The organism is Mycolicibacterium arenosum (assembly GCF_024320865.1).
GTDB classification, from domain to species: Bacteria; Actinomycetota; Actinomycetes; order Mycobacteriales; family Mycobacteriaceae; genus Mycobacterium; species Mycobacterium arenosum.
On sequence record NZ_JANDBD010000018.1, the window covers coordinates 2,401 to 23,019 of the forward strand.

The following is a 20,619-nucleotide window of genomic DNA, read 5'->3' on the forward strand; positions in this document are numbered from 1 at the left end:
CGAGGGTCCTGGCATGAGCTCCCTGGCTGACATGGGCCGCGGCACCCTCGGGCCCGGCGTGACGGCCCTCATCGACGCCGTGTCACCGAAGCTCGGCGATACCCCGTGGACCAAAGCGCTCGGGCTCAACACCTACAACGGCCCCCGCTCTACCGCGTGGACCAAGGCGCTCGGCCTCGACACCTACGAGGGTCCTGGCATGAGCTCCCTGGCTGACATGGGCCGCGGCACCCTCGGGCCCGGCGTGACGGCCCTCATCGACGCCGTGTCACCGAAGCTCGGCGATACCCCGTGGACCAAAGCGCTCGGCCTCAACACCTACGACGGCCCCCGCTCTACCTACTGGGCCAAGGCGCTCGGCCTCGACAGCTACGGCGGCAGCATCAGCTCCTTCGTCGATGCCGCGGCACTGCATACTATCGAGGACCGCATCGGTAGGCCGTGGATCAAGCACCTGGGGGGAGGCTGCGCTCATGGTTCCCTTCTCGACGATGTTCTGTCACCGACGAGTTTCCTCGAGGAGGAGGTTCCCCTCGTCCTGGAGACGGTTGACGTCGCCGAGCTCTCCGTCGGCGTGGTCGAGATGGACCCTCCTACAGTTGTTTACGACGGTTCCAATCTCCATGAGATGACATGGTCATGGGATACACGGGATTCCGTGGCCGTCCTGGTGTCGGTGATCTTCATGCCGATGGTGGTGCTGTTCCACATGCAGGGGCTCGATTGGGCGCTCCCCGCTGTGGAGTTCGTCGCCGCGCTTCTCCTGGCCTTGATTCTGCGCGATCGCAGGTAAAACCTGAAACCTGCTGACTAGCAGCATTTCCCGTATCGGGCCAACGAAGCAAGGTCCAGACCGTGCTGGCGCAACGACCCACTACGTCATAACGCTCAACGTAAATGGAGGACAGGATGGCCGCGGTGGACGGGGCAGGTTTTGGGGATTACCGGCGGGCTGCCCTTCTAATCCGCTACGGGCGGCTCGGGGAGACAGCTGGAATCGCAGCAATCATCGCGGAGACCAACGAACTTGAGCGGTCGCCGCAGCTGCTGAAAGCGCTTCTCGAACTGAACCGTTCATTCATCGGACGGCTTCGCACCTCAGAGGGTATCGAGTTACTCGGGGACTACATCGAAAATATGTCTCGCCTGGACGTCACCAAACCACCGGGGATCGATATCCGTCGCGCTGCACGAATAATCAACAGCTATATGAGCGACGACATGGCTGGAATCGACACCGAGATGCACGCCGCCTCCAGGGAAATACGCGCCACAGAGACACTTCGACAAATCATGGATACATTCGAAGCCGCGCTGCCCGAGCTGAATTCGCAAGTTGGGTTGCAGTGGCTGCAAACTCACGTAGACGTACTGCTGGCCCAGGAGCACGACATCGAGGGCCAAAACTGATGACGGACGACAGCAGCGATACAGCAGTGCTGGGGCGATCGGCTTTTCTCAAGCTCGAACACGGTTTTGTGATTCGTGACCGCCTGCGTGACGTGCTTGCGCATGAGCAGGCAATTGAGCGGGAGTACAGCCGGCGCGATAACAGCGATGAATACGCCTCACGCACGGCGTGGGCTGAGTGGGTGCTGGAATCGGATCTCGATTACACCGAAGCTGCGCTGCTCATGGGGGACTTTATCCACAACCTGCGTGCGGCAATGGACCACGCCGTCTGGGCGATTACCCCGAAGCACATCCAAGAGACGAAACCTACCGAGGTGGCGTTTCCGCTGCGGTCGACAGAGAAGAGCTACACCGCGTGGGCGAAGAGCCGCCGCGATTGGTACGGACCGACGGTGTTCGAGGTGCTCAAGAGCAGCCAGCCTTTCAACGCCGTAGGCACCGGCAAGCTGCATCCGCTGCACATCCTGCAGTTTCTGTCGAACACCGACAAGCATCAGCTCCTCAATATCGTGGCCAACAGCCAGGTCGACATGGGCGGGGTGAGCGTGGTTCCCGAGCCGCTTGGCGGTGTGGTCTCTTCGGTTAATCAGGGGGTCGTAGCGAAAGGCTCGACACTGGCTCGGGTCGAATTCGCCAGGCCAGAACTCGCGGGCAAGACGTCGATCACGCTCGTGCCGGTGTTCGCATTCGAACAGGTCTTTCGCTACGTCGATCAGGACAAAGCGGAGCACTGGTTGGTCGTCGGTGACGCGATGAATGAGATCGGACCCGACGTCGTGGAAGCCGTCGGATACGTCCTCTCCGCACACGTGAAGGACACTCAGAAGACCGCCTGAGTGTGCGGAGCTGCTGTTCTCCTATACAAGCTCCTGTGCAAGTTATCGGTAGGCGGTCGCTCGGCTAATGCCGAACGCGGCAGCGAGTTCACTCACGGGCTCCCCGGTCTCTGCGAGCCGCAAGATATGAGACGCCGCCACCTGGGGTTACGTAGCTGAGAAGTGCCGCTCTCGGTGATGTCTCGTTTTTTAGAAACGAGACAGAAGACTCCTGCCAACCCTCCGATTCGAACCGAGACCGGGCAGCCGACGCCGGTCCGGGATGGGATGCCATAAGCGGTCGGGCGCAGCGGTACCGTCAATGTCGCCGACGCTTCTGTGCGGGCCATGCGATAAGGAGACGAAAAGTGGCCACTCCGATCAATCGACCGTTGACCGACGAGGAACGCAGCTTGCTCAACATGCTGGCGATCCGCGTGGTGGCAGAGCAGGGCGGGACGGATCTTGAGACCGCGGCGGCTGCCCTCGACACCTTCACCGAGAAGGGTCAGGCCATTCTGCAGGGCGACGCCACAGACGTCCGCCTGGTGGTATCGGGCAAGCCGATTGTGCACGCCACCCGCGAGTGGCTGGCGTTTCACGCAGAGCACCCGGAAGCCATCGACTGGGAGCGCCACGGCCGCGTGATTCCGCGCGACGGGGAAGCCGGCGACGGCTGACCCCTCCCTAGCCTCAACCGCAACGAGAAGGTCAATACGGAGTCAATTCTTACGCTCTACGCGCGCACCCCTCGATTGTGGCGAAACCGTAGGGCGGCGGCGGCCAGAGCTGGTCAGGCCGCCGGGGAGCACTCCGGGTTAGTCGGCTTGGGGCACCCCGGCCCGGTCCAGGAACTCGTTGAGCGCCGCATCCACGATGTCGGTGACCGCGTACCCGCGGTCCTTCAACACCTCGATGCGCTGCTGGGTGCCTGGCCGCACATAGGTGTTCAACGGCACCTTCTGCTGCTTCTTGCGCAGCGGCAGCGCACCGGAGCCAGCCGCGGTAGCGCCGTCACGCCCCACATCTCGGGCCGAACCACTCATGCACGCAGCTTACATGCAACACCCTTGCCAGTATGCACGCAGTTTGCTTGCAAATTTGCGTGCACGGCTTTACGGTGGTTCCATGAGACCGGAAATGACAGCTCAAGACGACGTGAATACGCTGTGCGACTTTGCGATCCAGGTCCGCACGTTGTGTGCACAGCTAGTGGACAACCCGTTCAACACCCCCGCCGCCGAGGAGCTGCTCGATGTCCTCATCGATGACGCGGCCGCGGCCGACCTCGCCCTGGCTCGGGTTCTGCGCACGGTGATTTGCAAGCCTGCATCCAGCGGCACACACATCCTTCGCGCCATCGCGCAGTGCTGCTGTACTCCCAAGGCCACGCCCGTCGTCTGTGCAGCGGCCTAAAGTCGGCCCTGATTACTGCGCCCGCGACACCGCCGAAGCCAGGCTCCACCGAGCACTGGCACGCACGGCCACAGCGATACGCCGGTGACTACACCACCGACGCCGAGCGCCACGCCGCCTACCAGGACTTCACGACGATCCTGGCCACCATGCAGTCCGTCTTCTCCCAAGCCGATGACATACACACCGCCGGCTACCTCGAAGCCCACGAACGGGTAACCAGCGGCGACGCAGACGGCCCCGAAGACGCCGAGACGTGGGTTCCCGGCGATCTGAACCGCTACGCCCGAGCAGACTGGCTCGAAGGCTTCCGCTCACCCTTCGAGCCATAGACGAACCTGAGCTACGTCACCGGGGTTTCCAGAGTCGCGCCTTGACGTAGCTGCGCGGCGAACTGGTCTTGGACAGCCCGGCGGTGGGCCTGCTCGTCGGCCGAGAGCCGCAGTTCGGTCGCGTCGAGTATGTCGTCGTGAGAATCATACGGAGCCAACTGTTGTCGAAGCTCTCGGTCTATTGAGTCAAGTAGGTGCGCCAACTCGGGCAGCGATAGTTGCCGAGCACCCGATTCGATCTCGGCAATAGCAGACTCTGCAACGTTGGCGGCTTCGGCGAGCTCACGCTGCGACACGTCACCTTCGAGGCGAGCCAGCTTGAGCAGGTTGCCGGCTAACCGCTCGACTTGACCTCGTTGCGATGGACCCATACGTGCCACCTCTTCCTCGACAAGACAGGAAGTCCGGTATGGCTCCGAGCTTGCATCAAACCCGGTGCTGGATCGGCCAGACCACGTGCTGTGGCCCGCGAGGCCGACCGTGGCCGAACACCGCTTCGGCCCGAAGCTCTGCGCTCTTGCTCGCGATCAGATCGGACAAGTCGTACTGCACTTCGCTGCAGGCTTCATCGAGCAGAACTCGCCGCGCCGAGGCGACCATCGCGGACGTGTCCGCACCGCTGATCTGTGACCGCGCCGCCCAATCAGTCACACGGTCACCAATCGCATCGAACTCGGAGAGCACCATGATCGCCGCCTCGCTGGCGTACTCCTCAATGAACACGGCCCGCGCCTCGGCCGGCCACCACGCCGGGATCGGCAACTGCTTCGCGTACACCGCCGCGATAGCCGTCTCCAGCTCCACCGGATCGACCACAACCCCACGGTAACCGTGTGAATGCAGGGACGGGATGTGTGACTCCTCCCCGGTGAGTCCGGAAGGTCGCATGTTCGCGGACCAAGGCCCGGCGGATGTCATTCAGCAGCGGTGGCTACAGGGTCGAATTCCTTGCCGGCGTTAAACTCATCTTCGAGGCGGTCGCATAGGTCAGCGATCGCCTTTCGAATGAACCGCTGCTGGTGACCTATGCCGGTGTAGGGCAGCGTCCACGCGATTGCATTGACCATTCGATCTTTCAGCTCGATAGGCAAAGACAACAAGATGTCGGCGGATTCACCGCTAGGTCTCTTCTGAGGCATCTGCAAATTTTGCCCGCTCTTTAATCAGGCTCGCATGCTGTTGCCGATTTGATCGACAGTCCTGTCAGGAACCAAGCGCTTATCCTTGCACTATGGCCGAAGAGAACAGTGGCATCGAAAGTCGAACCACCTCGCCGCGCCACTTCAGTCAGCGGATCGACATCGTTGTCCCGGCTGACTTCGATGAACCCTTGCCGCTGGACGAGATCGAAGCTTGGGAAGCGCCTGCCGGGCAACCCCAGACCCAAGTCGCTCGCGAAAGTCGTCACGACGAATAGCTGCTGACACCCAGCAGGGCCTCCGTTGCACACGGAGTCGAGGGCCCCACGCCGCAGCTGGCAGCTGGCAGCTAGCCAAAACGCAACACTCCCAACGGATCACCTGTTGAAAATCGTCGCAGAATTGAAGACGACTGAAGACAGACGGCGAATATGAGCCCAATGTGGCTCAGGTGTTGGACTACGTCTCAAGCGTCGACATACGTTACGCCTCATGCAAGGCCACCTGCGAGAGACGCAGCTCGATCATCGGAATGAGTCGATCCGATCAACGCCTCGTGCTCGTCGCCGCCCTGCAGGACAACCCAGTCTTACGTGCGCCTCGGCTCCGACCCCTAACGACCGATGAGCTGGAAAGCCCTTGACTGGGCGACTGATAGTGACATCGGCACACCGACGATGAAGCTCATCCTCATCCTCCTTGCCAATAAGGCCGACGAGCGATTCTCGTGCTTCCCCTCGGTCAAGACGCTCGCGGCGGAATCGGGAGCGGGAAGGAGCACTGTCCTTCACGCGCTCAACATGCTCGAGCAGGCAGGGCTCATCACGCGAGTCGCCCAGTATCACGAGTCCGGGGCACGGCGTTCTAGCCGATACTTCCTCAATCATCCGCAGGCGCCACATGTGTTGGCCGGTCAAGGTCCTGATCACCCGGGTCCAGATCCCGGACGGGGGCAGTCTCGGCGCAAGACCGGGGGGGTCCAGCATTCGGACCCCCCGAGGGTCCAGCAACAAGACGCCTTTAATCCCCCAGTAGAGCCCCCATCCGAACCGTCAGAACTGTTGCGACAGCTCCCGAATCCGTGGCGGCTCAGCCGTAGGGATGTAGCGCGACTTTCACCAGAAGTCGAGCGTGCCTTGGCGTCGGGATGGACCGTGCCGAGTCTGCAGGCCCATCTATCGCAGAACCCAGGCGGTGTTCGGAATGCCGCCGCGGTACTGACCCGTCGACTTGCCGAACTCCCCCAGCCACCCACGGGGTCAAATCGGAGCCGCGCGCAGTGGTGCGGGGAATGTGGAGACGATAGGTCACGAACCATCAGCATCACCCTCCCCGACGGCACGGACGCAGCACGATTCTGTCCTCGCTGCAGTCCCCAATCGCAGTCTCAGTCGACCAAACCGCACGTCCCGTATTTTCAACCAACTGAGGAGTAGTAAAAATGGAGAAGAAGAGCGTTTTCGACGAACTACCGCTACTAATCGCGGTCCCGCATGCTGCAGAAATCCTGGGAATAAGTCGCGCATTGGCCTACCGGCTTGCGGCCACCGGCGAGCTCCCGTCTCGGCGACTTGGCGGCCGCGTCTATGTCGTAACCTCGGAACTGCGTGACTTCGTCGCTGCGTAACCCTCAGTGCGCATGTGAGGGTGGGACGCACCTCGCGGATCGCCCCGCAAGGTATGCGGTGCAAGACCGACCCTGTCCACCGCCATTCCAAAGGATCAAGCGATGAGCAGCAGCGACGCCAACAATGAAGAGCCGCAACGACGCACACGCCGAGCCGAGCCCATCTCCCGGAAGGTTGCCCGTAATGGCAGGGTGGCCTACACATTTCAGACCGACGTCGGCACCCGCCCCGACGGCAGCCGCGATCGGCAGCGCTTCACCTACCCCACCCTGGCCGAAGCGAGACGCGAGTATCGACGCATCAGCACGGAGGCTGCCGCAGGCACATTCGTCAAACGTCATCAGGTCACGACGGCGGAATACTTGACCGAATGGCTCGACGGCCGCCGCGACGTTCGACCTAACACCCTCGCCGGATACCGACATTCGCTCAAACCGGTGATCGACCACCTCGGCGCCATCCCCCTGCAACACCTGCGGACGGCTGACATAGACGCCCTGGTGACGCTGCGGCTTAATGGTGCACCGGTGGCCCAGCGGGACAAGCGCGGGCGCCGCGCCGCGGAGGTCTTGACGCTCCTGCGGCAGCACGCTGACGGTGTGCGATACGCCGAAATTGATTCCGCGCTGGGCAATCGCGGCATCAAGGCACTGGACCGGCTTGTCGCCGCCGGGGAGGTATTGCGGCTCGGCCGTGGGCGCTACCAAGCTTTCAGCCCAGCAGACCCGGAACGCCCCAAGGTGTCGGGCGGAGTCAGTGCCCGGACTGTGGTCACCATGTTGGTGCTCTTGTCGTCGGCGGTGGACGATGCAATGAAGCAAGGCCTCGTGGCCCGCAATGTCGCACGGTTGGTCAAGCGCCCGGCAGTTGAGCACCACGAGATGGCTACCTGGACGCCCGAACAGGCGGCGAAGTTCCGTGAGCATGTGCGCGACGACCGACTATTGGCCTGCTGGCTGCTGACGCTGGCAGGACTACGCCGGTCGGAAGTACTGGGGTTGCGTTGGTCCGATTGCGATTTCGCCGCGGGCACCGTGTCGGTGGCCCAAGGCCGAGTGGTCGTTGCTGGTGCAGGAACCGTGACCGGTGACCCGAAGTCGAAGCGGTCCCGACGCGCATTACCCATGCCGAGCGACGTTATGGTTGCGCTGAAAGCGCTGAGGGTTCAGCAGGCCGAGGAACGGCTGGCGCTCGGTGCGGGGCACCCCGATACCGGCCTGGTCGCAATCAAAGCCGATGGCTCCCCCATCCGGCCGGAAACCTACTCGGCCGAGTTCACTCGGCAGGCGAACGCCGCTGGAGTACCGGCGATCCGCCTACACGACATGCGGCACACCGCGGCTACCATGCTGCTAGACGGTGGGACCACCCCGTCAGCAACCGCCAAGTGGCTGGGCCATGATCCGGCCATCACGCTGCGGGTCTACGGACACGTTTACGACGACGCGCTGGCGGCAGCGGGCGATGCCCTCCTCGGCCGGTCGCGAGTCACGTAGGACCAAGGGTTATTTCGTCTCGGGGTCGGTTCGCTGGCGTAATTCGTGAATGAGGTCGTAGGCCGGACGGAAGTGTGGCGGCACCGGTCCCCCAGCAGCCACATCGCCGATGTCCGCTCCCATTTCGCCCTCGTAGAGCGCGCCTTCTACAACCAACTCCGTGATGCGAACTGCCACAGGGTCGCTGAAAGTCCCTATCGGCAGGGCAATCTCCTCAAGCTCTACGAGCGCGTTGATGTAGTGCAACGTCTCGATTGCGATTACCGCCATGTGCGAAAACACGCCCACTGCGGCCCGGTAACGCTCGGTGACATCGAAGTAGCCCGTGGTGACTTCGTCACCGTGGGCGACGTCCTGATAGAGCCACGCATAGGCAAGGTCGATGTCCGTGAACCGGCCCTGCCCGGCCTCACCGTTCTCGCCAGCGACATAGCTACTCCAAAACGCGCGCGTGCGCGAAGTGCGGTCGGTCGCCTCAGTCCACTCTTTCCGAAGGTCTCGTGAAGAGGCACGCATGGTCATGTCCTTCATATTCGTCAAACGATCGAGGGCATCAAGAGCTTTGACCCAGTGGAGGCGGTCGGACGTGAGGGTGAACGCACGCACGCGGGTGGCCAGCGATTCAAATTGCACCTCATCCGGCAACCGGGTGCGCAACGTGGCGGTGCCGTCGCTACGCACCTCGGCCTCGACCGGCACTCGCATCAGCTTTCGAAGGAGGTCGCCTGGCATTGGCTGTTCCTCACCGACCACGTCATCTAGAGCGAGCGGGTGCAAGGCCACGCGCCGAAGTCGGCGGACGAAGTCGGCCACCACCGCTGTGTCCTTATCTCGCTGCCCTGGGGCGGTCATGTCTACGACGGTAGGTCTCAGGTCCAGCAAGCGGAGTAGGCACACGCGCCGCGCCGGCGCGGGCGCGGCGGCGCAGTTGGCACGCTCTTGGCACAGTGGGGGTTATGTCGGTGTGCGAGACCAAACCGGCATACAGGGCTTCACCTGCATTAATGCTGGTGGGCGCGGACGGTTTCGAACCGCCGACCGCTGGTGTGTAAAACCAGAGCTCTACCACTGAGCTACACGCCCTTCGTGCCAGGGCAGGCTACCTGCCTGGCGCACCGATGCGGAAATCCGCTCAGGCCGGCTGCACGGCCTCCAGAGCCGTCACCCAGATCCCCTGATCGCGGGCCTCCCCCGGCGACTTCATCTCGGCGAACCGAATCACTCCGGCTCGGTCGATGACGAACGTCCCCCGATTCGGAAATCCCGAGTCCGCGTTGAAGACGCCGTATGCCGCGCTGACCTCGCCATGCGGCCAGAAGTCGGACAGGACGGGGAACGTGAAGCCGCTCTGCGTCGCCCAGATCTTGTGGGTCGGCGGCGGACCCACCGAGATCGCCAGCACCTGCACGTCGTCGTTCTGGTAGCGGGCGAGGTTATCGCGGATCTCGTCGAGCTCGCCCTGGCACAGGCCGGTGAACGCCAGCGGGAAGAACACCAGCAGCACGTTCTTGGCACCGCGAAACGACTCGAGGGCCACCAGTTGGCCGTGCTGGTCCTTCAGCGCGAAATCCGGTGCGACAGCGCCCGGTTCGAGCGGGCTAATGCCGACCCGCCGCCTTGGACCTCGGCTGTACCAACCGACTCGCGATCCAGTCGCCCAGGTTGGCCGACGAGGTCTGCATCAGGCCCGCCGTGGGCGCAGACTCGGCGATCTCGGACGGCTGGACGTGACCGGGCTTGCCGGTCTTCGGCGTCACCACCCACACGACACCGTCGTCGGCCAGCGGAGTGATGGCGTCCATGAGTCGATCGACCAGGTCGCCGTCGTCGTCCCGCCACCACAGCAGGACGACGTCCACGACCTCGTCGGCGTCCTCGTCGAGCAGCTCGCTTCCGCACGCGTCCTCGATGTCGAACCGAATGTCGTCATCAGTGTCGTCGTCCCACCCCAGCTCCTGGACGACCTGACTCTTCTCGATGCCCAGCTTGTGGGCGTAGTTCGGCGAATCCGCCGCAACCACCGTGCCCTCCTTATCGACCGATGCCATGATTGCCGCCTATCGTCGCACGCCGGGTGCGGCTTCGGATGCCTGGCACGCAGGTTCGTCAGTACGAGGCGTCACAAAGTGCCAGCGCTCTGACCTTCACGTCGTTCAACCGGTCCACCGCCGCGTTGAACTGATCAAGCTGAAAACCCCGCGCCATGACGTCCGCGACGTTCCTGGCCGAGTCGATCCACGACGTCATCAACCCTTCGAGCTCGTCGGACAGCGGTTCGGACAGGCTGGCGGCCACGCTGTCAGCACTGACCGTGAGGGCGTCGACCGCCGCAACCGACTTCTCCTGCTGCCCCGGCCCGTTCTCGTTGAACGCGTTCACGAAGGCGTTGACGGCGTCGACCGCGTCGACGCTGGTGATGCTGAGCGCCTCGCAGGCGGTGTGCACGGCCTGCGTGGTGATGGACGCCTGACGCGTGGACTCCTGCGCCGCCGACCGGGCCGACGACTCCGCACGCGAGCTCGACACGGATGCGCGGTACATCGACGCGTTCTGCGGGTCGAGCGTCGCGCTGCCGTCCGTCAGCGACTGACAGCCGACGACGATCATGGTGAGGCCGGCCAGCCCGCCCAGATACCGGCCGGCAGTCCGGAGCCGGCCTCGGGGGCGCCTGCGGGTCACGGTCTGCAGACCGTACCGGCAGACGACCGTGTGGATCATCCGCTTAGCCCAACCCGAACGGAACTTCTGCGGCACGATGGAGCAGGATGGACACGCACTACCCGTGCACGTCACAGGGCCACGAGCCCGAATTTTTCCGCCTAACAAGGAGCGGCAGTTGACCACCGAGTTCGCGCGCCAGGACCTGGCCCAAAACTCAAGCACCGCAGGCGAACCCGACCGAGTCCGAGTGATTCGCGAGGGCGTCGCCTCCTACCTTCCCGACATCGATCCCGACGAGACCAGCGAGTGGCTCGAGTCGTTCGACGAGATGCTCGAGCGGTCCGGCCCGGCCCGTGCGCGGTACCTGATGCTGCGCCTGCTGGAGCGTTCTGGCGAACAACGCGTCGCCATTCCCGCGCTGACGTCGACCGATTACGTGAACTCGATACCGACCGAGTTGGAACCCTGGTTCCCCGGCGACGAGGACGTCGAACGCCGCTACCGAGCGTGGATCCGGTGGAACGCCGCGATCATGGTGCACCGTGCGCAGCGCCCCGGAGTCGGTGTGGGCGGGCACATCTCGACGTACGCCTCGTCGGCCGCACTCTACGAGGTCGGCTTCAACCACTTCTTCCGCGGCAAGAGCCATCCCGGCGGCGGCGACCAGGTGTTCATCCAGGGCCACGCCTCCCCCGGTGTCTACGCGCGCGCGTTCCTCGAGGGCCGGCTAACTGCCGACCAGTTGGACGGGTTCCGTCAGGAGCACAGTCACCCCGGCGGCGGGCTGCCCTCCTACCCGCACCCGCGGCTGATGCCCGACTTCTGGGAGTTCCCGACGGTGTCGATGGGCCTCGGTCCGATGAACGCCATCTACCAGGCGCGGTTCAACCACTACCTGGCGGACCGCGGGCTCAAGGACACCTCCGACCAGCACGTCTGGGCGTTCCTCGGCGACGGCGAGATGGACGAACCGGAGAGTCGCGGCCTGATCCAGGTCGCCGCCAACGAGGCCCTGGACAACCTGACGTTCGTCGTGAACTGCAACCTGCAGCGCCTCGACGGCCCGGTGCGCGGCAACGGCAAGATCATCCAGGAACTCGAGTCGTTCTTCCGCGGCGCCGGCTGGAACGTCATCAAGGTCGTCTGGGGCCGCGAGTGGGACGCCCTGCTGCACGCCGACCGCGACGGCGCCCTGGTGAATCTGATGAACACCACGCCCGACGGCGACTACCAGACCTACAAGGCCAACGACGGCGCCTACGTGCGTGACCACTTCTTCGGCCGCGACCCGCGGACCAAGGCCCTCGTCGAGCCGATGTCCGACACCGAGATCTGGAATCTCAAGCGCGGTGGCCACGACTACCGCAAGGTCTACGCCGCGTACCGCGCCGCGATGGAGCACAAGGGTCAGCCGACGATCATCCTGGCCAAGACCATCAAGGGCTACACGCTGGGCCACCACTTCGAGGGCCGCAACGCCACGCACCAGATGAAAAAGCTTGCGCTGGAAGACCTCAAGGCCTTCCGCGACGTCACCAGGGTCCCGGTGTCCGACGAGGCGCTTGAGGAGAACCCCTACCTGCCGCCGTACTACCACCCCGGCCCGAACGCCCCGGAGATCCGCTACCTGCTCGACCGGCGGCGCACGCTCGGCGGCTTCCTGCCGGAGCGCCGCACCAAGACCAAGACGCTGACCCTGCCGGGCCGCGACGCCTACAAGGCGTTGAAGAAGGGGTCGGGCAAGCAACCGGTGGCGACCACCATGGCGACCGTGCGCACGTTCAAGGAGTTGTTGCGCGACAAGAACATCGGGTCGCGCATCGTGCCGATCATTCCGGACGAGGCCCGCACGTTCGGCATGGACTCGTGGTTCCCGAGCCTGAAGATCTACAACCGCAACGGGCAGCTGTACACCGCGGTCGACTCCGAACTGATGCTGGCCTACAAGGAGAGCGAGATCGGCCAGATCCTGCACGAGGGCATCAACGAGGCGGGCTCGACGTCGTCGTTCACCGCGGTCGGCACGTCGTACGCCACGCACAACGAGCCGATGATCCCGATCTACATCTTCTACTCGATGTTCGGCTTCCAACGCACCGGCGACGGCCTGTGGGCGGCGGCCGACCAGATGGCCCGCGGCTTCGTGCTCGGCGCCACGGCCGGCCGCACCACGCTGACCGGCGAGGGGCTGCAGCACGCCGACGGGCACTCGCTGCTGCTGGCGGCGACCAATCCCGCGGCCGTGACCTACGACCCGGCGTTCGCGTTCGAGGTGGCCTACATCATCGAGAGCGGCATGTCGCGGATGTTCGGGGACGACCCGGAGAACATCTTCTTCTACATCACCATCTACAACGAGCCGTACCCGCAGCCGCCGGAGCCGGAGAACTTCGACCCCGAGGGCCTGCTGCGCGGTATGTACCGGTATCGAAGCGCAGCGGAAAAACGATCGAATGTCGCGCAGATCCTGGCCTCCGGCGTCGCCATTCCCGAGGCCCTGCGCGCGGCCGACATGCTGGCCGCCGACTGGGACGTCGCCGCCGACGTCTGGTCGGTCACCAGCTGGGGTGAGCTCAACCGCGACGGGGTGGCCTGCGATCGGGAGGCCCTGCGTCACCCCGACCAGACGGCGGCGACGCCGTACGTCACCAAGGTGCTCGCCGACACGGCGGGCCCCGCGGTGGCGGTGTCGGACTGGATGCGCGCGGTGCCCGAACAGATCCGCGCCTACGTGCCCAACTCCTACGTCACCCTGGGCACCGACGGCTTCGGGTTCTCCGACACCAGGCCGGCGGCACGCCGCTACTTCAACACCGACGCCGAGTCGGTCGTGGTCGCGGTACTCGAGGCGCTGGCCCGCGACGGCGAGATCGACCCGTCCGTGGCGGTCGCCGCGGCCAAGGAGTACCGCATCGACGACGTGCTGTCCGCGCAGGTGTCCTTCGCCGACACCGGGAGCGCCTAACCTCCCGCTCGCGCACGACGATTTTGTGGGAAATCCATAAAGGCAGGGGTAGCTTTTAGGGGTGAGTGACAAAGCCCCCTCTCTCGAACTGCTGGAAGCGGTGCCCGAGTCGCTGCTGCGACGGGTCAAGCAGTACTCGGGGAAGCTGGCCACCGAGGCCGTCGGCGTCATGGCCGAGCGGTTGCCGTTCTTCGCCGACCTGGAGGCATCGCAGCGCGCCAGCGTGCAGTTGGTGGTGCAGACCGCGCTGGTGAACTTCGCCGAGTGGTTGCGCGACCCCCGCGGTGATGTCGGCTACACCGCCGAGGCGTTCGCCCTCGTCCCCCAGGAACTGACGCGGCACATCGCGCTGCGCCAGACCGTCGACATGGTGCGGGTGACGATGGAGCACTTCGAAGACGTCGTACCGCTGCTCGCCCGCAACGAGGAGCAGATGAAGGCCCTCACGGTCGGGATCCTGCGGTACAGCCGCAACCTGGCGTTCGCCGCGGCGTCCGGCTACGCCGACGCCGCCGAGGCGCGCGGTGCGTGGGACACCCGGATGGAGGCGAACGTCGTCGACGCCGTTGTGCGCGGCGACGTCGGGCCCGAACTTCAGTCGCAGGCCGCCGCCCTCAACTGGGAGGCGACCGCACCGGCCACCGTGCTCGTCGGCTACCCGAGGCCCTCCCGCGTCGAGTACGCCAGTGAGGACGTGCACGCGGTCGTGAGCCGCAACGGCAGGGCCGCCCTCTCCGATGTGCACGGCACCTGGCTGGTCGCCGTCGTATCCGGACACCTCACGCCGACCGACCGGTTCCTGGCCGAACTGCTCGAGGTGTTCGACGACGGACCCGTGGTGATCGGCCCCCTGGCGACCTCGTTGTCCGCCGCGCACTACAGCGCCGCCGAGGCGATCGCCGGCATGAACGCCGTCTCGGGCTGGACGGGTGCGCCGCGCCCCGTGGCCGCGCGGGAACTGCTGCCCGAACGCGCCCTGCTGGGCGACGCGACGGCGGTCGCCGCGCTGGAAACCGACGTCATGCGTCCACTGGCCGACGCCGGCCCGGCACTGACCGAGACCCTCGACGCGTACCTCGATTCCGGTGGCGCGATCGAGGCCTGCGCACGGCAATTGTTCGTTCATCCAAATACAGTGCGGTATCGCCTCAAACGGATCGCCGATTTCACCGGGCGGGATCCGACCCTGCCACGCGACGCGTACGTGCTGAGAGTGGCCACCACCGTGGGTCGGCTGGGCCGTCCGATCACGATCAACGAGGGAGTGACTCAGCTAACACCCGTGAAGACCCGGTCCGACGCCGGCGCGTGACCAGGCGCAGGTTGCGGCGAGGTATCGGGGACGTCGCAACACATGCCGTTTTGTGGAGACCCTCCAAAAACATAAGACGAGGTTCATAATCTCTTACACCGCGTAAAACCGTCTTCACAGTGTTCTCTTAAGGAGTGCTCGCACTGCTTGCGCCCGGACAGGGCTCTCAAACTCCCGGCATGCTCGCCCCGTGGCTCGAGCTGCCGGGTGTGAGCGAGCGCCTCGCCGCCTGGTCGGACGCAATCGGACTGGATCTCGCGACGCTCGGGACCACGGCGACCGCGGAGGAGATCACCGACACCGCGGTGACCCAGCCGCTCGTCGTCGCAGCCACGCTGCTGGCCTTCGAGGAGCTGACCAGGCGCGGTCTCATCGCGGACAAGGCCGCTCTCACCACGGGCCACTCGGTCGGTGAGATCGCCGCGTACGCCATCGCAGGGGTCATCTCCGCCGACGACGCGGTCACCCTCGCCGCCACCCGCGGTTCCGAGATGGCCAAGGCCTGCGCGGCCGAGGCCACCGGGATGGCGGCGGTGCTCGGCGGCGACGAAGCCGCTGTACTCGAAGCCCTCGCTCGATTCGACCTGGTCCCCGCCAACCGCAACGCCGCGGGGCAGATCGTGGCCGCCGGCGCGGTCTCCGCCCTGGACAAGCTCGCCGAGGACCCGCCGGAGAAGGCCCGCGTGCGCAAGCTCGCGACCGCCGGCGCGTTCCACACCCACTACATGGGCTCCGCGCTCGACGGGTACGCCGCCGCCGCGCAGAACGTGGCCACCTCGGAACCGACGAGGACGCTGCTGTCCAATGCCGACGGGCAGCCCGTCGAGTCGGCCGCCGACGCGATGACGAAGCTCGTCGCGCAGCTGACCAAGCCGGTGCGCTGGGATCTGTGCACCGCGACCATGCGCGATGAGCAAGTCACCGCGATCATCGAATTCCCGCCTGCCGGAACGCTTGTCGGGATCGCCAAGAGAGAACTTCGGGGGGTACCGACGTACGCCGTCAAAACCCCCGCAGACCTGGATGGGCTCGCCGAGCTCTGACAGACAACCGCACACAACGCGCGTAACGAAGGCTCGCCAATTCCGGCGAGCCGGATTCACGAAAAGATAGAAGGAGCCACCATGGGCGCCAGCCAGGAAGAAATCATCTCGGGTCTCGCCGAGATCATCGAAGAGGTCACCGGCATCGAGCCGTCGGAGGTCACCCCGGAGAAGTCGTTCGTCGACGACCTGGACATCGACTCGCTGTCGATGGTCGAGATCGCCGTGCAGACCGAGGACAAGTACGGCGTGAAGATCCCCGACGAGGACCTCGCGGGCCTGCGCACCGTCGGTGACGTCGTCGCCTACATCCAGAAGCTCGAGGAAGAGAACCCCGAGGCCGCCGCAGCACTGCGCGAGAAGTTCACCTCGTGACACGCCCTTCCACTGCTAACGGCGGTTTCCCCAGCGTGGTGGTGACCGCCATCGAGGCGACTACTTCCATCGCGCCGGACATCGAGAGCACGTGGAAGGGTTTGTTGGCCGGCGAGAGCGGCATTCGCGTTCTCGATGACCCCTTCGTCGACAAGTGGGACCTACAGGTCAAGATCGGCGGCCATCTCAAGGAGGCCCTCGACCCGCAGATGTCACGGCTCGAGCTGCGTCGGATGTCCTACGTCCAGCGGATGTCGAAGTACGTCGGCAACCGCCTGTGGGAATCCGCTGGCAAGCCCGAGGTCGATCCCGACCGGTTCTCGGTCGTGATCGGCACCGGGCTCGGCGGCGGCGAGAAGATCGTCGAAACCTACGACGCGATGAACGAGGGCGGGCCCCGCAAGGTGTCCCCGCTCGCCGTTCAGATGATCATGCCGAACGGTGCGGCCGCGGTCGTCGGGCTCGAGCTCGGTGCCAGGGCCGGGGTCATCACCCCGGTCTCGGCCTGCTCGTCGGGCTCGGAGGCCATCGCTCACGCGTGGCGTCAGATCGTCATGGGTGATGCCGATTTCGCGGTCTGCGGCGGCGTCGAAGGCATGATCGAAGCGCTGCCGATCGCGGCGTTCTCGATGATGCGCGCGATGTCGACCCGCAACGACGACCCCGCCGGTGCGTCGCGGCCGTTCGACAAGAATCGCGACGGCTTCGTGTTCGGCGAGGCCGGAGCGATGATGATCATCGAAACCGAGGAGCACGCCCTGGCCCGCGGTGCCAAGCCGCTGGCGAGGCTGATGGGTGCCGGCATCTCGTCGGACGCGTTCCACATGGTGGCGCCGGCGGCGGACGGTCTGCGGGCCGGCCACGCGATGAAGCGCGCCATGGAGACGGCCGGGCTGGATCCCAAGGACGTCAACCACGTGAACGCTCACGCGACGTCCACCTCCATCGGCGACGTCGCCGAGGCGAACGCCATCCGCGTCGCCGGTGTGGAGCACGCCGCGGTGTACGCGCCGAAGTCGGCGCTGGGCCACTCCATCGGTGCCGTCGGTGCGCTGGAGTCGATCCTCACCGTGATGTCGCTTCGGGACGGGGTCATCCCCCCGACGCTCAACTACGAGACGCCCGACCCCGAGATCGATCTCGATGTCGTTGCGGGTGAGCCTCGGTACGGCGACTACCAGTACGCCATCAACAACTCGTTCGGCTTCGGTGGACACAATGTCGCCCTGGCCTTCGGGCGCTACTAAGCGAAGGGAACCTTCGAGGTCGTAATGGTCCAGAGTTCGGCAGGGCATACCCGGTTGTCCACGGGGAGCGGTTTCCCCAATGTCGTCGTCACCGGATTCACGATGACGACCGCGTTGGGGACCGACGCCGACTCGACCTGGAAGCGACTCCTCGCCGGAGAGAGCGGGATTCGTCTGCTCGACGATCCGTTCGTGGAGGAGTACGACCTCCCCGTTCGCATCGGCGGACATCTGCTGGAGGATTTCGACGGCGAGTTGGCGCCGCTGGAACTGCGCCGCTTGTCCTACCTCCAGCGGATGGCCACCGTGCTCGGCAGGCGTGCGTGGGACCACGCCGGCAACCCGGAGGTCGACCCGCGTCGGCTGATGGTGTCGATCGGCACCGGTATGGGTTCCAGCGAGGAACTGCTGTACGCCTACGACGGCATGCGGGCCAGGGGCCTCAAGGGCGTCTCCCCCCTCGCCGTCCAGATGTACATGCCCAACGCGGCCGCGGCCGCAGTGGGACTGGAGCGCAAGGCCAGGGCCGGGGTCGTCACCCCGGTCTCGGCCTGCGCCTCCGGGTCCGAGGGGGTCGCCCACGCCTGGCGCAACATCGTGCTCGGCGATGCGGACGTCGCGATCTGCGGCGGGGTCGAGACGAAGATCGAGGCGGTGCCCATCGCCGGGTTCGCCCAGATGCGCATCGTGCTGTCGACGACCAACGACGACCCGCCCGGCGCCTGCAAGCCGTTCGACAAGGACCGCAACGGGTTCGTGTTCGGCGAAGGCGGCGCGCTCCTCATCATCGAGACCGAGGAGCACGCGAAAGCCCGCGGTGCCACCATTCACGCGCGACTGATGGGGGCTTCCGTCACCTCCGACGGCTACCACATCGTCGCGCCCGACCCCAACGGCGAGCAGGCCGGGCACGCGATGACGCGCGCCATCCAACTGGCGGGTCTGCAGCCGACCGACATCGATCACGTCAACGCGCACGCCACCGGCACGTCGGTGGGCGACGTCGCGGAGGGCAAGGCCATCAACAACGCGATGGCCGGTCACAAGCCCGCGGTGTTCGCGCCGAAGGGCGCACTGGGACACTCCGTGGGCGCGGTGGGTGCGGTCGAGTCGATCCTCACGTTGCTGGCGCTGCGCGACGGCATGATCCCGCCGACGCGCAACCTCAAGAACCTGGATCCGGAGATCGACCTCGACGTCGTCGCCGGATCGCCGCGACCCGGCGACTACGAGTACGCAATCAACAATTCGTTTGGATTCGGCGGGCACAACGTCGCTCTCGCCTTCGGTAAGTACTGAGACACCCTGAGTACTTCGACAAATATGTAAAGGACTGAGATGACCACTGTGCATCCCGAAGCTCCCGAGAACGTCAACGAGTCACTCGACCCCCGCGACCCCCTGCTTCGCCTCGCCACGTTCTTCGACGACGGCACCGTCGAACTGCTGCACGAACGGGACAAGTCCGGCGTGCTCGCGGCCGGCGGCACCGTCAACGGCGTGCGGACCATCGCGTTCTGCACCGACGGCACCGTCATGGGCGGCGCGATGGGTATCGACGGCTGCAAGCACATCGTCGACGCGTACGACACCGCGATCGAGGAGCAGAGCCCGATCGTCGGCATCTGGCACTCGGGCGGCGCGCGGTTGGCCGAGGGCGTCAAGGCGCTGCACGCGGTCGGCCTGGTCTTCGAGGCGATGATCCGGGCGTCCGGCTACATCCCGCAGATCTCGGTCGTCGTCGGATTCGCCGCGGGCGGTGCCGCCTACGGCCCGGCGCTCACCGACGTCATCGTCATGGCGCCCGACAGCAAGGTCTTCGTGACCGGCCCCGACGTCGTGCGCAGCGTGACCGGCGAGGACGTCGACATGGTGTCGCTCGGTGGCCCCGAGGCGCACCACAAGAAGTCCGGCGTCTGCCACATCGTGGCCGACGACGAGCTCGACGCCTATGAGCGCGGTCGCCGGCTGGTCGGATTGTTCTGCCAGCAGGGTCATTTCGACCGCAGCAAGGCCGAGTCGGGCGACACCGACCTGATGGCGCTGCTGCCCGAGTCGGCCCGCCGCGCGTACGACGTGCACCCGCTGGTCAACGCGCTGCTCGACGCGGACACCCCGTTCGAGGAGTTCCAGGGCAAGTGGGCGCCGTCGATCGTGGTGGGTCTCGGCCGGCTGGCCGGCCGCACCGTCGGCGTCATCGCCAACAACCCGCTGCGGCTCGGTGGCTGCCTGAACTCCGAAAGTGCCGAGAAGTCAGCGCGTTTCGTTCGACTGTGCGACGCCTTCGGCATTCCCCTCGTCGTCGTGGTCGACGTGCCCGGCTACCTGCCCGGAGTCGACCAGGAGTGGGGTGGCGTCGTGCGCCGCGGCGCGAAGCTGCTGCACGCGTTCGGTGAGGCCACCGTTCCCCGCGTCACGCTGGTGACCCGGAAGATCTACGGCGGCGCCTACATCGCGATGAACTCCCGTTCGCTCGGCGCGACGAAGGTGTTCGCGTGGCCGGACGCCGAGGTCGCCGTCATGGGCGCCAAGGCCGCCGTCGGCATCCTGCACAAGCGCAAGCTCGCCGCGGCTCCCGACCACGAGCGCGACGCCCTGCACGAGTCGCTGGCCGCCGAGCACGAGCGGATCGCGGGCGGCGTCGACAGCGCCATCGAGATCGGCGTCGTCGACGAGAAGATCGACCCCTCGCACACCCGCAGCCGGGTCGCTCAGGCGCTCGCCGAGGCGCCCGCCCGCCGCGGCCGCCACAAGAACATCCCGCTGTAATCTCGCCT

The 20,619-nt window shown here is 65.5% G+C and carries 25 protein-coding genes, 1 tRNA gene and 1 pseudogene; 17 read left to right on the top strand and 10 right to left on the bottom strand.

Features of this window, described 5'->3' with window-relative positions; translation table 11 throughout:
• The 3 genes from NM203_RS30810 to NM203_RS30820 all read left to right on the top strand — a co-directional run.
• Window positions 1-793, top strand: a 793-nt coding sequence (locus tag NM203_RS30810) for a hypothetical protein (RefSeq protein ID WP_255064653.1), incomplete at its 5' end; no start/stop codon positions are given.
• Between the two features lie 116 nt (window positions 794-909).
• Window positions 910-1,410: a hypothetical protein gene (locus NM203_RS30815; protein ID WP_255064654.1), complete on the top strand. Its 501-nt coding sequence runs from the start codon at window positions 910-912 to the stop codon at window positions 1,408-1,410.
• On the top strand, window positions 1,410-2,249 hold the full coding sequence (locus NM203_RS30820; RefSeq protein ID WP_255064656.1) for a hypothetical protein: 840 nt from the start codon (window positions 1,410-1,412) through the stop codon (window positions 2,247-2,249). Before NM203_RS30815 ends, NM203_RS30820 begins: the two co-directional genes overlap by 1 nt.
• Before the next feature lie 42 nt (window positions 2,250-2,291).
• On the opposite strand, the pseudogene NM203_RS30825 reads toward NM203_RS30820, so the two are convergent.
• A pseudogene (locus tag NM203_RS30825) lies at window positions 2,292-2,369 on the bottom strand (helix-turn-helix domain-containing protein); the annotation flags it as partial.
• A 227-nt stretch (window positions 2,370-2,596) separates the two neighbouring features.
• On the opposite strand from NM203_RS30825, the gene NM203_RS30830 reads away from it, so the two are divergent.
• On the top strand, window positions 2,597-2,908 hold the full coding sequence (locus tag NM203_RS30830) for a hypothetical protein (protein WP_255064657.1): 312 nt from the start codon (window positions 2,597-2,599) through the stop codon (window positions 2,906-2,908).
• Window positions 2,909-3,046: 138 nt separating this feature from the next.
• On the opposite strand, the gene NM203_RS30835 is transcribed toward NM203_RS30830, so the two are convergent.
• Window positions 3,047-3,274, bottom strand: coding sequence for a hypothetical protein (locus NM203_RS30835; RefSeq protein WP_255064660.1), 228 nt, complete (start codon window positions 3,272-3,274; stop codon window positions 3,047-3,049).
• Window positions 3,275-3,356: 82 nt separating this feature from the next.
• Here NM203_RS30835 and NM203_RS30840 point away from each other — a divergent pair, with 82 nt between their 5' ends.
• Both NM203_RS30840 and NM203_RS30845 read left to right on the top strand, forming a co-directional pair.
• Window positions 3,357-3,644 (top strand): hypothetical protein, encoded by a 288-nt coding sequence (locus NM203_RS30840; RefSeq protein WP_255064662.1) that lies wholly within the window; start codon window positions 3,357-3,359, stop codon window positions 3,642-3,644.
• Window positions 3,596-3,976: a hypothetical protein gene (locus tag NM203_RS30845; protein WP_255064663.1), complete on the top strand. Its 381-nt coding sequence runs from the start codon at window positions 3,596-3,598 to the stop codon at window positions 3,974-3,976. Before NM203_RS30840 ends, NM203_RS30845 begins: the two co-directional genes overlap by 49 nt.
• 11 nt (window positions 3,977-3,987) lie before the next feature.
• Here the strand turns inward: NM203_RS30845 and NM203_RS30850 are convergent, their stop codons facing one another.
• The 3 genes from NM203_RS30850 to NM203_RS30860 form a co-directional block, all read right to left on the bottom strand.
• Complete coding sequence (locus tag NM203_RS30850; protein ID WP_255064665.1) at window positions 3,988-4,347, bottom strand: helix-turn-helix domain-containing protein; 360 nt, start codon at window positions 4,345-4,347, stop codon at window positions 3,988-3,990.
• Between the two features lie 55 nt (window positions 4,348-4,402).
• On the bottom strand, window positions 4,403-4,792 hold the full coding sequence (locus NM203_RS30855) for a hypothetical protein (RefSeq protein ID WP_255064666.1): 390 nt from the start codon (window positions 4,790-4,792) through the stop codon (window positions 4,403-4,405).
• A gap of 98 nt (window positions 4,793-4,890) precedes the next feature.
• Window positions 4,891-5,115, bottom strand: coding sequence for a hypothetical protein (locus tag NM203_RS30860; protein WP_255064667.1), 225 nt, complete (start codon window positions 5,113-5,115; stop codon window positions 4,891-4,893).
• 92 nt (window positions 5,116-5,207) lie between these two features.
• On the opposite strand from NM203_RS30860, the gene NM203_RS30865 reads away from it, so the two are divergent.
• From NM203_RS30865 to NM203_RS30880, 4 genes are all read left to right on the top strand, one after another.
• Window positions 5,208-5,393, top strand: a complete 186-nt coding sequence (locus NM203_RS30865) for a hypothetical protein (RefSeq protein ID WP_255064668.1) — start codon at window positions 5,208-5,210, stop codon at window positions 5,391-5,393.
• Between the two features lie 399 nt (window positions 5,394-5,792).
• Entirely contained in the window at window positions 5,793-6,551 is a 759-nt protein-coding gene (locus NM203_RS30870; RefSeq protein ID WP_255064836.1) for a helix-turn-helix domain-containing protein, read from the top strand.
• 5 nt (window positions 6,552-6,556) lie between these two features.
• Window positions 6,557-6,742 carry a helix-turn-helix domain-containing protein gene (locus tag NM203_RS30875; protein ID WP_073677929.1) on the top strand — a complete coding sequence of 62 codons (186 nt, stop codon included), beginning with the start codon at window positions 6,557-6,559 and terminating at the stop codon, window positions 6,740-6,742.
• Between the two features lie 102 nt (window positions 6,743-6,844).
• Window positions 6,845-8,239: a site-specific integrase gene (locus tag NM203_RS30880; RefSeq protein WP_255064671.1), complete on the top strand. Its 1,395-nt coding sequence runs from the start codon at window positions 6,845-6,847 to the stop codon at window positions 8,237-8,239.
• A 9-nt stretch (window positions 8,240-8,248) separates the two neighbouring features.
• Here NM203_RS30880 and NM203_RS30885 read toward each other — a convergent pair whose 3' ends face one another.
• The 5 genes from NM203_RS30885 to NM203_RS30905 all read right to left on the bottom strand — a co-directional run bounded on the left by NM203_RS30885 (window position 8,249) and on the right by NM203_RS30905 (window position 10,993).
• Window positions 8,249-9,091: a hypothetical protein gene (locus NM203_RS30885; protein ID WP_255064672.1), complete on the bottom strand. Its 843-nt coding sequence runs from the start codon at window positions 9,089-9,091 to the stop codon at window positions 8,249-8,251.
• A gap of 156 nt (window positions 9,092-9,247) precedes the next feature.
• Window positions 9,248-9,322: transfer RNA gene (locus tag NM203_RS30890), tRNA-Val, on the bottom strand.
• Window positions 9,323-9,371: 49 nt separating this feature from the next.
• The gene (locus NM203_RS30895) at window positions 9,372-9,842 is read right to left on the bottom strand and encodes a peroxiredoxin (protein WP_255064839.1); all 471 of its coding nucleotides are present in this window, start codon (window positions 9,840-9,842) and stop codon (window positions 9,372-9,374) included.
• Window positions 9,838-10,287, bottom strand: coding sequence for a DUF3052 domain-containing protein (locus NM203_RS30900; protein ID WP_255064674.1), 450 nt, complete (start codon window positions 10,285-10,287; stop codon window positions 9,838-9,840). Before NM203_RS30900 ends, NM203_RS30895 begins: the two co-directional genes overlap by 5 nt.
• Before the next feature lie 58 nt (window positions 10,288-10,345).
• Entirely contained in the window at window positions 10,346-10,993 is a 648-nt protein-coding gene (locus NM203_RS30905; RefSeq protein ID WP_255064676.1) for an Rv2240c family protein, read from the bottom strand.
• An 82-nt stretch (window positions 10,994-11,075) separates the two neighbouring features.
• Here NM203_RS30905 and aceE point away from each other — a divergent pair, with 82 nt between their 5' ends.
• The 7 genes from aceE to NM203_RS30940 all read left to right on the top strand — a co-directional run bounded on the left by aceE (window position 11,076) and on the right by NM203_RS30940 (window position 20,611).
• Complete coding sequence (gene aceE / locus NM203_RS30910; protein ID WP_255064677.1) at window positions 11,076-13,865, top strand: pyruvate dehydrogenase (acetyl-transferring), homodimeric type; 2,790 nt, start codon at window positions 11,076-11,078, stop codon at window positions 13,863-13,865.
• A 61-nt stretch (window positions 13,866-13,926) separates the two neighbouring features.
• A complete protein-coding gene (locus tag NM203_RS30915; protein WP_255064679.1) occupies window positions 13,927-15,177 on the top strand; it encodes a PucR family transcriptional regulator in 1,251 nt (416 codons plus the stop codon).
• A gap of 134 nt (window positions 15,178-15,311) precedes the next feature.
• A complete protein-coding gene (locus tag NM203_RS30920) occupies window positions 15,312-16,220 on the top strand; it encodes an ACP S-malonyltransferase (protein WP_255064681.1) in 909 nt (302 codons plus the stop codon).
• Window positions 16,221-16,301: 81 nt separating this feature from the next.
• Window positions 16,302-16,595 (top strand): meromycolate extension acyl carrier protein AcpM, encoded by a 294-nt coding sequence (gene acpM, locus NM203_RS30925; RefSeq protein WP_255064682.1) that lies wholly within the window; start codon window positions 16,302-16,304, stop codon window positions 16,593-16,595.
• Window positions 16,592-17,842: a 3-oxoacyl-ACP synthase KasA gene (gene kasA / locus NM203_RS30930; protein ID WP_255064684.1), complete on the top strand. Its 1,251-nt coding sequence runs from the start codon at window positions 16,592-16,594 to the stop codon at window positions 17,840-17,842. The genes acpM and kasA overlap by 4 nt, the downstream gene beginning before the upstream one ends.
• A gap of 24 nt (window positions 17,843-17,866) precedes the next feature.
• Complete coding sequence (kasB, locus tag NM203_RS30935; protein WP_255064686.1) at window positions 17,867-19,141, top strand: 3-oxoacyl-ACP synthase KasB; 1,275 nt, start codon at window positions 17,867-17,869, stop codon at window positions 19,139-19,141.
• A gap of 39 nt (window positions 19,142-19,180) precedes the next feature.
• Window positions 19,181-20,611: an acyl-CoA carboxylase subunit beta gene (locus NM203_RS30940; protein ID WP_255064688.1), complete on the top strand. Its 1,431-nt coding sequence runs from the start codon at window positions 19,181-19,183 to the stop codon at window positions 20,609-20,611.
• Window positions 20,612-20,619 lie beyond the last annotated feature (8 nt).